Source organism: Pseudomonas nitroreducens, assembly GCF_024170165.1.
GTDB classification, from domain to species: Bacteria; Pseudomonadota; Gammaproteobacteria; order Pseudomonadales; family Pseudomonadaceae; genus Pseudomonas; species Pseudomonas nitroreducens_C.
Genome location: NZ_JALJXP010000012.1, coordinates 71,939 through 85,268, shown reverse-complemented (window position 1 = coordinate 85,268; position 13,330 = coordinate 71,939). Strand labels below are relative to the sequence as shown.

9 protein-coding genes are annotated in these 13,330 nt (G+C 64.0%); 3 read left to right on the top strand and 6 right to left on the bottom strand.

Annotated elements, in window-relative coordinates; translation table 11 throughout:
• Window positions 1–28 precede the first annotated feature (28 nt).
• The 3 genes from lon to J2T47_RS22195 all read left to right on the top strand — a co-directional run bounded on the left by lon (window position 29) and on the right by J2T47_RS22195 (window position 4,951).
• On the top strand, window positions 29–2,425 hold the full coding sequence (gene lon, locus J2T47_RS22205) for an endopeptidase La (protein WP_253451675.1): 2,397 nt from the start codon (window positions 29–31) through the stop codon (window positions 2,423–2,425).
• A 136-nt stretch (window positions 2,426–2,561) separates the two neighbouring features.
• Window positions 2,562–2,834: a nucleoid-associated protein HU-beta gene (gene hupB, locus J2T47_RS22200; RefSeq protein WP_003087931.1), complete on the top strand. Its 273-nt coding sequence runs from the start codon at window positions 2,562–2,564 to the stop codon at window positions 2,832–2,834.
• Window positions 2,835–3,061: 227 nt separating this feature from the next.
• Window positions 3,062–4,951, top strand: coding sequence for a SurA N-terminal domain-containing protein (locus tag J2T47_RS22195; protein ID WP_253451674.1), 1,890 nt, complete (start codon window positions 3,062–3,064; stop codon window positions 4,949–4,951).
• Window positions 4,952–5,040: 89 nt separating this feature from the next.
• Here J2T47_RS22195 and fabI read toward each other — a convergent pair whose 3' ends face one another.
• Genes fabI through J2T47_RS22165 form a run of 6 tightly spaced genes read right to left on the bottom strand, consistent with a single transcriptional unit; the run spans window position 5,041 to window position 13,263 of the window.
• Window positions 5,041–5,838: an enoyl-ACP reductase FabI gene (gene fabI / locus J2T47_RS22190; protein ID WP_253451672.1), complete on the bottom strand. Its 798-nt coding sequence runs from the start codon at window positions 5,836–5,838 to the stop codon at window positions 5,041–5,043.
• A 15-nt stretch (window positions 5,839–5,853) separates the two neighbouring features.
• The gene (locus J2T47_RS22185; protein ID WP_253451670.1) at window positions 5,854–7,464 is read right to left on the bottom strand and encodes an ABC transporter ATP-binding protein; all 1,611 of its coding nucleotides are present in this window, start codon (window positions 7,462–7,464) and stop codon (window positions 5,854–5,856) included.
• Between the two features lies 1 nt (window position 7,465).
• On the bottom strand, window positions 7,466–8,485 hold the full coding sequence (locus J2T47_RS22180) for an ABC transporter permease (RefSeq protein ID WP_253451668.1): 1,020 nt from the start codon (window positions 8,483–8,485) through the stop codon (window positions 7,466–7,468).
• Between the two features lie 4 nt (window positions 8,486–8,489).
• On the bottom strand, window positions 8,490–9,572 hold the full coding sequence (locus J2T47_RS22175) for a microcin C ABC transporter permease YejB (RefSeq protein WP_253451666.1): 1,083 nt from the start codon (window positions 9,570–9,572) through the stop codon (window positions 8,490–8,492).
• Window positions 9,572–11,437, bottom strand: a complete 1,866-nt coding sequence (locus J2T47_RS22170) for an extracellular solute-binding protein (protein ID WP_253451664.1) — start codon at window positions 11,435–11,437, stop codon at window positions 9,572–9,574. The genes J2T47_RS22175 and J2T47_RS22170 overlap by 1 nt, the downstream gene beginning before the upstream one ends.
• Complete coding sequence (locus tag J2T47_RS22165) at window positions 11,434–13,263, bottom strand: extracellular solute-binding protein (protein WP_253451662.1); 1,830 nt, start codon at window positions 13,261–13,263, stop codon at window positions 11,434–11,436. Before J2T47_RS22165 ends, J2T47_RS22170 begins: the two co-directional genes overlap by 4 nt.
• Window positions 13,264–13,330 lie beyond the last annotated feature (67 nt).

Genomic DNA, 13,330 nt, shown 5'->3' with positions numbered 1-13,330 from the left:
GCCAAGTGCCGCTGTAGAGCCGAATATCATGAAAACACTCGTCGAGTTGCCCCTGCTGCCCCTGCGTGACGTAGTGGTGTATCCGCACATGGTCATCCCGCTGTTCGTGGGACGAGAGAAATCCATCGAGGCCCTCGAGGCCGCCATGACCAGTGACAAGCAGATCCTGTTGCTGGCGCAGAAGAATCCGGCCGACGATGATCCGGGCGCCGATGGCCTGTACCGCATGGGTACCGTGGCCACCGTCCTGCAGCTGCTGAAACTGCCCGACGGCACCGTCAAGGTGCTGGTAGAAGGCGAGCAGCGCGGCCAGGTCGAGCGTTTCATCGACGAGGAAGCCTACTGCCGCGCAGAAGTGTCGATCATTGACGAGGCCTCCGTCGGCGAGCGTGAATCAGAAGTCTTCACCCGCAGCCTGCTCAGCCAGTTCGAGCAGTACGTGCAGCTGGGCAAGAAAGTCCCGGCAGAGGTCCTGTCCTCGCTCAACAGCATCGACGAGCCGGGCCGTCTGGTAGACACCATGGCCGCGCACATGGCGCTGAAGATCGAGCAGAAGCAGGAAATCCTCGAGATTACCGAGCTGTCTGCCCGCGTCGAACACGTGCTGGCCATGCTGGATGCCGAGATCGACCTGCTGCAGGTCGAGAAACGCATCCGCGGCCGCGTGAAGAAGCAGATGGAGCGCAGCCAGCGCGAGTACTACCTCAACGAGCAGATGAAGGCCATCCAGAAAGAACTGGGTGACATCGACGAAGGCCACAACGAAGTCGAGGAGTTGAAGAAGCGCATCGATGCTGCCGGCCTGACCAAGGAAGCCCTGGCCAAGGCCACTGCCGAGCTGAACAAGCTCAAGCAGATGTCGCCGATGTCCGCCGAGGCGACTGTGGTGCGTTCCTACATCGACTGGCTGGTGAATGTGCCGTGGAAGGCCGAAAGCAAGGTGCGCCACGACCTGGACAAGGCCGAGGACATCCTCGATGCCGATCACTACGGCCTGGAAGAGGTCAAGGAGCGCATCCTTGAGTATCTCGCCGTCCAGAAGCGCGTGAAGAAGCTCAAGGGCCCGGTACTCTGCCTGGTCGGCCCGCCTGGCGTGGGCAAGACCTCGCTGGCCGAATCGATCGCCCGCGCGACCAACCGCAAGTTCGTGCGCATGGCCCTGGGTGGCGTGCGTGACGAGGCTGAGATTCGCGGCCATCGTCGTACCTACATTGGTTCCATGCCCGGTCGTCTGATTCAGAAGATGACCAAGGTCGGCGTGCGCAACCCGCTGTTCCTGCTCGACGAAATCGACAAGATGGGCAGCGACATGCGCGGCGACCCTGCGTCGGCGCTGCTGGAAGTGCTCGATCCGGAGCAGAACCACAACTTCAACGACCACTACCTCGAAGTCGACTACGACCTTTCCGACGTGATGTTCCTTTGCACGGCGAACTCCATGAACATTCCGGCAGCGCTGCTGGACCGCATGGAAGTGATCCGCCTGCCGGGTTACACCGAAGATGAGAAGATCAACATCGCCTCGAAATATCTTGTACCGAAACAGACTGCGGCCAATGGTCTGAAGAAGGGCGAGGTGGTGTTCGAGGAAGCGGCTACCCGTGACATCATCCGCTATTACACCCGCGAAGCCGGTGTGCGCAGCCTGGAGCGTCAGATCGCCAAGGTCTGCCGCAAAGCGGTCAAGGACGGTGGCAAGGCCAAGCGCATCGAAGCGGTAGTGACGCCGGATTCGCTGGAGAACTACCTGGGCGTGCGCAAATTCCGCTACGGCCTGGCCGAGCAGCAGGACCAGATCGGCCAGGTAACCGGTCTCGCCTGGACCCAGGTGGGTGGCGAATTGCTGACCATCGAATCGGCCATGGTTCCCGGCAAGGGCGCGCTGACCAAGACCGGCTCGCTGGGCGACGTCATGGCGGAGTCCATCACTGCTGCGCTGACCGTAGTTCGCAGTCGTTCGAAGAGCCTGGGCATCGCCCCGGACTTCCACGAAAAACACGATATTCACATCCACGTGCCCGAAGGCGCGACCCCCAAGGATGGCCCTAGCGCGGGCATCGGCATGTGCACCGCACTGGTTTCGGCGATCACCCAGATCCCGGTCCGCGCGGACGTTGCGATGACCGGCGAGATCACCCTGCGGGGGCAGGTGCTGGCCATCGGTGGCCTGAAGGAAAAACTTCTGGCTGCGCACCGGGGTGGAATCAAGACTGTGATCATTCCCGAGGAAAACGTACGGGACCTTAGGGAAATTCCGGATAATATTAAGGCCGATCTCGTTATTAAACCGGTTAAATGGATTGACGAGGTCCTGCAAATTGCGCTGCAATACGCCCCGGAGCCCTTGCCCGATGCGGCTCCCGAGATGGTTGCAAAGGATGAGAAGCGCGAGTCTGATTCCAAGGAGCGAATCAGCACGCATTAGTTGGGGGGCTTTCTTGACACTGTTTTTGAGCCCTTGTTATAAAGCGGCACTTGCTTTGTCAGTTGGCAAACCAGCACCTGCTTTTGCTTACACCTAACACATAGAAACATACTCAACAGAAATAAGGGGACTTAGAGTGAACAAGTCGGAACTGATCGATGCTATCGCCGCATCTGCTGATATCCCGAAAGCTGTTGCCGGTCGCGCTCTGGACGCGGTGATCGAGTCCGTAACTGGCGCCCTGAAGGCTGGTGACTCCGTCGTACTGGTAGGCTTCGGCACCTTCGCTGTCAAAGAGCGCGCTGCTCGCACCGGTCGCAACCCGCAGACCGGCAAGCCGATCAAGATCGCTGCTGCTAAGATCCCGGGCTTCAAGGCCGGTAAAGCCCTCAAGGACGCTGTCAACTAAGCGTCTTTTTGGACTTGACCTGGACCGGTTCAACTTCGGTTGGGCCGGTCACGGAGCGATGACCCGGCTGGCGTAGGTCGGTTGGAATCATCAGGGGTCACGGGCTCAAAGCCCGCAAGCTCCACCAGTTACGAGAAGGCGCATCCTCGGATGCGCCTTTCTTATATCCGCCTTTTTTCCACGCCGCGCCGCCATTGACGGTGAGCCGTGGCCGCGTCGGGGGCCGCATGCTGCAAAACATCAGGGACAATTCCCAAGGCTGGATCACCAAGACCATCCTGGGCGTGATCGTTGTCCTCATGGCTTTGACCGGGTTCGATCAGATCATTCGCGCAACCCACCACGAGAACGTCGCTGCTCAGGTCAACGGTGATGACATCAGCCTGCCGGAACTGCAGCAGGCTGCGGACATGCAGCGTCGCCAGCTGATGCAGCGTCTGGGCAAGGACTTCGATGCGTCCATGCTCGACGACAAGCTGCTCAAGGATTCGGCGCTGAAGTCGCTGATCGAGCGCAAGCTGATCCTGCAGGCTGCGCAGAACGACAAGTTCGCCTTCTCTCAGCAGGCGCTGGATCAACTGATCCTGTCGACCCCTGAGTTCCAGGTGGATGGCAAGTTCAGCGCTGATCGTTTCGACCAGGTCATCCGCCAGATGGGCTACGACCGCATGCAGTTCCGCCGTATGTTCGGCGAGGAAATGCTGATGGGTCAGCTGCGCGCGGGGATTGCCGGCACCGGCTTCGTCACTGATGAGGAGCTGAATGCCTTCGCCCGCCTGGAGAAGCAGACCCGTGACTTCGCTACCCTGACGCTCAAGGCCGACCCGGCCAAGAGCAAGGTCGAGGACAGCGAGATCAAGGCGTACTACGACGCCCACAGCACCGAGTTCATGACGCCCGAGCAGGTCACCATCGACTACGTCGAGCTGAAGAAGTCCGCCTTCTTCGATCAGGTCGAGGTGAAGAAGGAAGATCTCGATGCCCTCTATCAGAAGGAAATCGCCGGCCTGGCCGAGCAGCGCGACGCCGCGCACATCCTGATCGAGGTGAACGACAAGCAGACCGACCAGCAGGCCAAGGCCAAGATCGACGAGATCAAGGCACGCCTGGACAAGGGTGAAGACTTCGCCAAGCTGGCCAAGGAGCTGTCCAACGACACCGGCTCCGCCGCCAACGGTGGCGACCTGGGCTTCGCCGGTCGTGGCGTGTATGACCCGGCCTTCGAAGAGTCGCTGTACGCGCTGAAGAAGGGCGAAGTCTCCGCTCCGGTGAAGACCTCCTACGGCTGGCACCTGATCAAGCTGCTGGGTGTTGAAGCGCCGGAGGTTCCGACCTTCGACAGCCTGAAGGCCAAACTGGAGCACGAAGCCAAGACCCAACTGGTCGAGCAGCGCTTCGTCGACGCGACCAAGCAACTGGAAAGCTCCGCCTACGAGGCTTCCGATCTGGGCCAGCCGGCTCAGGACATGGGCCTGAAGGTGCAGACCAGCAAGCCGTTCGGCAAGGAAGGCGGCGAAGGCGTGACCGCCAACCGTCAGGTCATCCAGGCTGCTTTCAGCCCGGAAGTGCTGGAAGAAGCTGCCAACAGCGGCGCCATCGAGCTGGACCCGGATACCGTGGTCGTACTGCGCGTGAAGGAGCATCACAAGCCTGAACAGGAAACCCTGGAGCAGGTGCGTGCCGATATCCTCAAGCGTCTGCAGGTCGAGCATGCCGCTGCCGACGCCAAGGCCCGCGGTGAAGCGCTGCTGGCTGGTCTGCGCGACGGCAAGATTCCGCTGACCCAGGCCCAGGAAGGCCAGGACTGGAAAGTCGTGGAAGCTGCCGCCCGTGGTCAGGAAGGCGTCGACCCGGTGGTGCTGCAGAGCGTGTTCCGCATGGCTCGCCCGCAAGGCGCCGACAAGCCCGGCCTGGGTGGTGTCGCGCTGCAGAACGGCGACTTCGTGCTGGTCAAGCTCAGTGGCGTGAACGAACCGACCGCCAAGCCGACCGAGGAGGAGAAGGCGATGTACCAGCGCTTCCTCGCCTCGCGCAGCGGCCAGGACGACTTCGCTGCCTTCCGCCGCTACCTGCAGGATCAGGCGAAGATCGAGAAATTCGACGACGCCAAGAAGTAAGAAACAGGGGCCGCGCAAGCGGCCCCTGTTTTTTCCGGACAAAGAAAAAGGCCGCTGTTGCGGCCTTTTTCTTTGTCCGGCGGAAAGCCTCAATCGTCGGCCAGTGGGCCCATCGCCGTGGTGTTGAAGCCGCCGTCCACATAGAGGATTTCGCCGCTGATGCCGCTGGCCAGGTCGGAGCAGAGGAAGGCGCCGGCATTGCCGACCTCCTCGATGGTGACGTTGCGCCGCAGCGGTGTCTGGCGTTCGTTGGCGGCGAGCATCCTGCGGAAGCTCTTGATGCCTGAGGCGGCGAGGGTGCGGATCGGGCCGGCGGAGATGGCGTTGACGCGGGTGCCTTCCGGGCCGAGGCTGCCGGCCAGGTAGCGCACGCCGGCTTCCAGGCTGGCCTTGGCCATGCCCATCACGTTGTAGTTGGGCATCGTGCGTTCGGCGCCCAGGTAGGAGAGGGTGAGCAGGCTGCCGTTGCGGCCGTGCATCAGCTCGCGGCCGGCCTTGGCCAGGGCGACGAAGCTGTAGGCGCTGATGTCGTGGGCAATGCGGAAGCCGTCGCGGGTGGTGACCTCGGTGAAGTCGCCGTCGAGCTGGTCGCCCGGCGCGAACCCCACTGAATGGACGATGCAGTCCAGGCCGTCCCATTGTTTCGCCAGTGCGGCGAACACGGCTTCGATGTCCGCGTCGCTGGCCACGTCGCAGGGGAAGCACAGCTCGGCGCTGGAGCCCCAGCCGGCGGCGAATTCCTCGACGCGGCCCTTGAGTTTGTCGTTCTGGTAGGTGAAGGCGAGTTCGGCGCCTTCGCGGTGCATCGCCGCGGCGATGCCGGAGGCGATGGACAGCTTGCTGGCGACACCGACGATCAGTACGCGTTTACCGGCGAGAAACCCCATGTCATTGCTTCCTTGTCAGGCTTGCGTGGGCACCATGAAGGCTGCCTCCAGCAGTTGCTGTGTGTAGGCATGCTGAGGCGCGGCGAAGACTTCGTCTGCCACCCCCTGTTCGACCACCTTGCCGTGGCGGATCACCATCAGTTGATGGCTGAGGGCTTTCACCACCGCCAGGTCATGGCTGATGAACAGGTAGGTCAGGTTGTACTTGGCCTGCAGTCCGCGCAGCAGTTCGACGACCTGACGCTGCACGGTGCGGTCCAGTGCCGAGGTCGGCTCGTCCAGCAGGATCAGCGCCGGCTTGAGCACCAGCGCGCGGGCGATGGCGATGCGCTGCCGCTGGCCGCCGGAGAACTCGTGGGGGTAGCGGTGACGGGTGTCCGGGTCGAGCCCGACTTCCTTGAGCGCCGCGATGATCGCCAGCTCGCGCTCCTCGGGCGTGCCCATGCCATGGATCTCCAACCCTTCGCCGACGATCTGCCCCACCGACATGCGCGGGCTGAGGCTGCCGAACGGGTCCTGGAAGACTACCTGCATCTCGCGGCGCAGCGGCCTGACTTCCGCCTGGTTCATGCCTTCGATGGCCTGGCCCTCGAAGCGGATGCCGCCCTGGCTGCTGATCAGCCGGAGGATGGCCAGGCCCAGGGTCGACTTGCCCGAGCCACTCTCGCCGACGATGCCCAGGGTCTGGCCGCGCGGCAGGCTGAAGTCGATACCGTCCACTGCCTTGACGTGGTCGACGGTCTTGCGGAACACGCCCTTCTTGATCGGGAACCACACGCGTAGATCGTCGACCTCCAGCAGCGGCGCTCCTGGCTCGTTCTGCGCAGGGGTACCACTGGGCTCGGCACCGAGCAATTCGCGCGTGTAGGGGTGCTGTGGGGCTGCGAAGAGGGCTTCGCAATCGGCCTGCTCGACGATGCAGCCGCGCTTCATCACGCAAACGCGATGGGCGATGCGCCGGACCAGGTTGAGGTCGTGGGTGATCAGCAGCATGGCCATGCCCAGGCGCTGCTGCAGGTCGCGCAGCAGGTCGAGGATCTTCAGCTGCACCGTGACGTCCAGCGCTGTGGTCGGTTCGTCGGCGATCAGCAGCTCCGGCTCGCAGGCCAGCGCCATGGCGATCATCACCCGCTGCCTCTGGCCGCCGGAAAGCTCGTGCGGGTAGGCCTTGAGGCGGCTGGCGGGGTTGGGGATGCCGACCAGGTCGAGCAGCTCCAGCGTGCGGGCACGTGCCTGGTTTCCGCTCATGCCCTTGTGCAGGGCCAGTACTTCGCCGATCTGCTTCTCGATGGTGTGCAGCGGGTTCAGCGAGGTCATGGGTTCCTGGAACACCATGGCGATGCGGTTGCCGCGGATCCCGCGCAGCTTGCGCTCGGGCAGCTTGAGCAGGTCCTTGCCGGCGTACTGGATGCTGCCGGAGGGATGGCTGGCGGTGGGGTAGGGCAGCAGGCGCAGGATGGAGTGCGCGGTCACCGACTTGCCCGAGCCGCTTTCACCCACCAGCGCCAGGGTCTCGCCCCTGCGGATGTCGAAGCTGATGTGTTCCACCGCGCGCACCTGTTCATCGCCGCAGAGGAAATCGACGGACAGGTCACGGACTTCGATGAGGTTCTCGTTCTGGCTCATGTCATTTCCTCGGGTCGAAGGCATCGCGGGCGGCTTCGCCGATGAACACCAGCAGGCTCAGCATCACGGCCAGCACCACGAAGGCGCTGATGCCCAGCCAGGGCGCCTGCAGGTTGGACTTGCCCTGGGCGACCAGCTCGCCCAGCGACGGCGCGCCGGCGGGCAGGCCGAAGCCGAGGAAGTCCAGGGAGGTCAGGGTGCCGATCGCGCCGGTGAGGATGAAGGGCATGAAGGTCAGGGTGGAGATCATCGCGTTGGGCAGGATGTGGCGGAACATGATCGCGCCGTTGCGCATGCCCAGGGCGCGCGCAGCGCGCACGTACTCCAGGTTGCGGCCACGGAGGAACTCGGCGCGCACCACGTCCACCAGGCTCATCCAGGAGAACAGCAGCATGATGCCCAGCAGCCACCAGAAGCCCGGCTGCACGAAACTGGCGAGGATGATCAGCAGGTAGAGCACCGGCAGGCCCGACCAGATTTCCAGGAAGCGCTGGCCGAGCAGGTCGATCCAGCCGCCGTAAAAGCCCTGCAGAGCGCCCACGGCGACACCGACGACGGAGCTGAGCACGGTGAGGATCAGGGCGAACAGCACCGACACGCGGAAGCCGTAGATCACCCGCGCCATGACGTCGCGCGCCTGGTCGTCGGTGCCCAGCCAGTTCTCCGCGCTGGGCGCCGAAGGGGCCGGCACCCGCAGGTCGTAGTTGATGGTGTCGTAGCTGTAGGCGATCGGCGGCCAGAGAATCCAGCCGTTCTTCTGCGCGATCTGTTCGCGCATGTACGGGCTTTTGTAGTTCGCCTCCATGGGGAATTCGCCGCCGAAGGCGGTTTCCGGATAGCGTTTGACCACCGGGAAGTACCACTCGCCGTCGTAACGGATCGCCAGGGGCTTGTCGTTGGCGATCAGCTCGGCGCCCAGGCTGAGGATGAACAGCGTGAGGAACAGCCAGAGTGACCACCAGCCGCGCTTGTTGGCCTTGAAGCGCGCCCAGCGGCGCTGATTGATGGGAGACAGGCGCATCGGATTACTCCCGGTTCTCGAAGTCGATGCGCGGATCGACCAGCGTGTAGAGGACGTCGCTGACCAGCTTCATGATCAGGCCGAACAGGGTGAAGATGAACAGCGTGCCGAACACCACCGGGTAGTCGCGGTTCAGCGCGGCCTCGAAGCTGAGCAGGCCCAGGCCGTCGAGGGAGAAGATCACCTCGATCAGCAGCGAGCCGGTGAAGAAGATGCCCAGCAGGGCCGAGGGGAGCCCGGCGATGATCAGCAGCATGGCGTTGCGGAACACGTGGCCGTAGAGCACGCGGCGCTCGGTCAGGCCCTTGGCGCGGGCGGTGACCACGTACTGCTTGCCGATCTCGTCGAGGAAGCTGTTCTTGGTCAGCAGGGTGATGGTGGCGAAGTTGCCGATCACCAGCGCGGTGATCGGCAGTGCGAGGTGCCAGAAGTAGTCACGGACCTTGCCGGCCCAGCTCAGCTCGTCGAAGTTGTTGGACGTCAGTCCCCTGAGCGGGAACCAGTCCCAGTAGCTGCCGCCGGCGAACAGCACCACCAGCAGGATGGCGAAGAGGAAGGCCGGGATGGCGTAGCCGACGATGATCGCCGAGCTGGTCCAGACGTCGAAATGGCTGCCGTGGCGCACCGCCTTGGCGATGCCCAGGGGGATCGACACCAGGTACATGATCAGCGTGCTCCACAGCCCGAGGGAGATGGACACGGGCAACTTCTCGACGATCAGGTCGGTGACCTTGGCGTCGCGGAAGAAGCTCTGGCCGAAGTCCAGGTGTGCGTAGTTCTTGAGCATGATCCAGAAGCGCTCGGGCGCCGGCTTGTCGAAGCCGTACATGCGCTCGATTTCCTTCACCAGCTCCGGGTCCAGGCCCTGGGCGCCGCGGTAGTGGGTGCCGGCGGAGGCGACTTCACCGCCGCCGCCGGAGATGCGCCCGGTGGCGCCGCCGCTGGCGGCGTCGAAGCCTTCCAGCTTGGCGATCATCTGCTCTACCGGGCCGCCGGGGGCGGCCTGGATGATGATGAAGTTGATCAGCAGGATGCCGAACAGGGTGGGGATGATCAGCAGCAGACGCCGCAGGATGTAGGCCAGCATCACTCGGCCCCTTGGGCGACGGTGCCGTCAGCCGGCGTTTCGTTCGCGGCCTTGGCGTCGGTGCTGGTCGGTACGGCCTTGTCGCGGGCTTGCCACCAGGTCTGCAGCGCATAGCTGTAGGGCGGCAGTTTCTCCGGGTGGGCGATGCGGTTCCAGTAGGCAATGCGCCAGTTGCCCAGGTACCAGTTGGGCACCACGTAATGGCCCCAGAGCAGCGCGCGGTCGAGGGCGCGTGCGTGGCGCACCAGGCTTTCGCGGGAGCCGGCGTTGATCAGGCCTTCCACCAGGGCATCGACGCCCGGATCGCGCAGGCCGATGAAGTTGCGGCTGCCGGGCTTGTCGGCGCTGCTGGAATGCCAGAATTCGCGCTGTTCGTTGCCCGGCGAGCTGGATTGCGGCCAGCTGCTGACGATCATGTCGTAGTCCCGCGAGCGCAGGCGGTTGATGTACTGCGAGACGTCGACCCGGCGCAGCTGCATGTCGATGCCAAGCTCCGCGAGGTTGCGCTTGAAGGGCAGCAGCACGCGCTCGAAGTCGGCCTGGGCGAGCATGAACTCGAAGCTCAGCTGCTTGCCGTCCGGGCCGACCATCTTGTCGTTCTCGATCTTGTAGCCGGCCTCCAGCAGCAGCTGGTAGGCCTTGCGCTTCTGGTCACGGATGATGCCGCTGCCGTCGCTGGTGGGCGGCACGTAGACCTGGGTGAAGACCTCGGGCGGCAGCTTGTCGCGCAGTGGCTCGAGGATCTTCAGCTCCTCGGCGTCGGGCAGCTGTTTGGCCGCCATTTCGGAGTTCTCGAAGTAGCTGCCATCGCGCAGGTAGGAGCCGAAGAACAGCTGCTTGTTGGTCCATTCGAAGTCGAACAGGTTGGTGATCGCCTCACGCACGCGCGGGTCCTGGAACACCGGGCGGCGGATGTTGAAGGCGTAGGCCTGCATGCCCCACGGGTTGCCGTTCACTGGCTCCTCGCGAACGATGCGGCCGTCGCGCACGGCGGGGGAGTCGTAGGCGGTCGCCCAGTTCTTCGCGATGCGCTCGTCGTTGAAGTCGAACTGCCCGGCCTTGAAGGCTTCCAGGGCGACGGTGAGGTCGCGGTAGGACTCCACCACCACGGCATCGAAGTTGTTGAAGCCGCGGTTCACCGCCAGCTTGTCGCCCCACCAGTCCTTGACCTTCTCGTAGCGGATCGAACGGCCGGCCTCGACCTTGGCGATGCGGTACGGGCCGCTGCCCAGCGGCGGCTCCATGTTGGTCTTGTTGAAGTCGCGGCTGGCCCACCAGTGCTTGGGCAGGATCGACAGCTGGCCGAGGATCAGCGGCAGCTCGCGGTTGTCGCCGTGCTTGAAGTCGAAGCGCACCCGCAGCTTGTCCTCGGCCACCACCTTGTCGACGTCCGCGTAGTAGTTGCGGTACATCGGGTCGCCGTCCTTCATCAGCGTCTCGAAGGTGAACACCACGTCTTCGGCGGTGACCGGCGTGCCGTCCTGGAAGCGCGCCTCGGGGCGCAGGTAGTAGCGGACGAAGCGGTGCTCCGGGTCCTTCTCGATCTTCTCGGCGAGCAGGCCGTATTCGGTGAAGGGCTCGTCGAGGGAGTGGAAGGTCAGGGTGTCGTAGATCAGGTTGATCTGCGGCGCGGAGTTGCCCTTGGCGATGAAGGGGTTGAGGCTGTCGAAACCGCCGAAGTCGGAGAGGCGCAGCGTGCCGCCCTTGGGCGCATCCGCATTGACGAAGTCGAAATGCTTGAAGTTTGCCGGGTACTTCGGCGCCTCGTCATACAGGGTGATGGCGTGCTGTGGCGCGGCCTGCGCACTGCCCAGCAGTCCCAGCAACAGGCCGGCGCAGAGCGCGGCGCGGCGGGGGCTTTTCATAGGGTGTTCTCCTGGTCTTTTTGCCACCAGGCGCGCAGGCCCAGCGTATAGGGCGGCGTGGTGACAAAGGCGAAGCGGTTGCGGTACGCCAGTCGATGCTTGTTCAGGTACCAGTTGGGAATACTGTAGTGCTGCCACAGCAGCACCCGGTCCAGGGCGCGTGCCGCGGCTTCCTGCTGGTCGCGGTTGGTGGCGCCGAGGAGTTTCTCGAGCATCGCGTCCACCACGGGGTTGGCGATGCCTGCATAGTTCTTGCTGCCCTTCACCGCCACCTGGCTGGAATGGAAGTACTGCCATTGTTCGAGGCCGGGGCTCAGGGTCTGGGGCAGGGTCATCAGAATCATGTCGTAGTCGAACTGGTCCAGACGCTGTTTGTACTGGGCGCGGTCCACGGTGCGCAAGCTCGCATCGATACCGATGCTGGCGAGATTCTCGCGATAGGGCTGGAGGATGCGTTCCAGGCTGGGGTTGACCAGCAGGATCTCGAAGCGCAGCTGCTTGCCGTTGGCGTCCAGCAGGCGATCCCCCGAGAGCTTCCAGCCGGCTTCGCCCAGTAGACCCAAAGCGTGGCGCAGGGTTTCCCGCGGGATGCCAGCACCCTTGGTCACCGGCACGGTGAAGGGGCGTTTGAACAGCGCTTCGGGCAGTTGCGAACGGTACGGCGAGAGCAGCAGCCACTCCTGGCCCTGGGGTACGCCGGTGGCCGCGAGAGCGCTGTTGGGGTAGTAGCTGCTGGCGCGCACGTAGGCATCGTTGAACAGCGCACGGTTGGTCCATTCGAAGTCGAACATCATCCCCAGGGCTTCGCGCAGGCGGCGATCGGCGAAGGTCGCGCGGCGGGTGTTGAGGAACAGCGCCTGGGTCTGGGTGGGAATCTGGTGGGGGATTTCCACCTTCAGCACGTCGCCCCGGCGAACGGCCGGGAAGCGGTAGTTGCTGCGCCAGTTCTTCGCCTGGTGCTCGATGTAGACGTCGAACTCGCCGGCCTTGAAGGCTTCGAAGGCGATGCCGGCGTCACGGTAGAAGTCCACCTCGACACGATCGAAGTTGTACTTGCCGCGGTTCACCGGCAGGTCCTTGCCCCACCAGTCCTTGACCCGTTCGAACACCAGGCGGCGCCCCGGCTCCACCTCGGTGATCCGGTAGGGGCCGCTGCCCAGCGGCGGCTCGAAGGTGGTGGCCTGGAAGTCGCGGCCCTTCCAGTAGTGCTGCGGCAGCACCGGCATTTCGCCCAGGCGCAGAATCAGCAGAGGATTGTCGTGGCGCTTGAAGACGAAGCGGATGCTCGTCGGCGAGAGGATGTCGACCCGCTGCACTTCCTGCAGGTTGGTGCGGTACATCGGGTGGCCGTGGTGCAGCAGTGTGCGATAGGAGAACGCCACGTCGTAGGCGGTGATCGGCTTGCCGTCGTGGAAACGGGCTTCCGGGCGCAGATTGAACACCACCCAGCTGCGGTCCTCGGCGTACTCCACGCTGCGGGCGATCAGGCCGTAGCTGGAGGCGGGCTCGTCGCCGGACGGGTCGTACAGGCCGGTCCCGACCATCAGGGGCTCGTTCAGCTCGCTGACGCCGTACTGCAGGAAGTCCGCGGTGCTGACCGGCGGGCTGCCCTTGAAGGTGTAGGGGTTGAGCGTGTCGAAGGTGCCCAGGCCCATCAGCCGCAGCAGGCCGCCCTTGGGCGCCTTGGGGTTGACCCAGTCGAAGTGGTCGAAACTGGCCGGGTACTTGAGGTCGCCGAACTGGGCGTAGCCGTGGCTCTCGGTGATCTGGGCGGAGGCGGGGAGGCCCAGGAAGAGTCCCAGGAGCAGGAGAGACAAGCGACGCATCAGGCGTAGGATCCGATCCCGGCTGGCTGAAGGAGGTTAGCGTCGTACAGTAGCAGCTTGTCCTTGC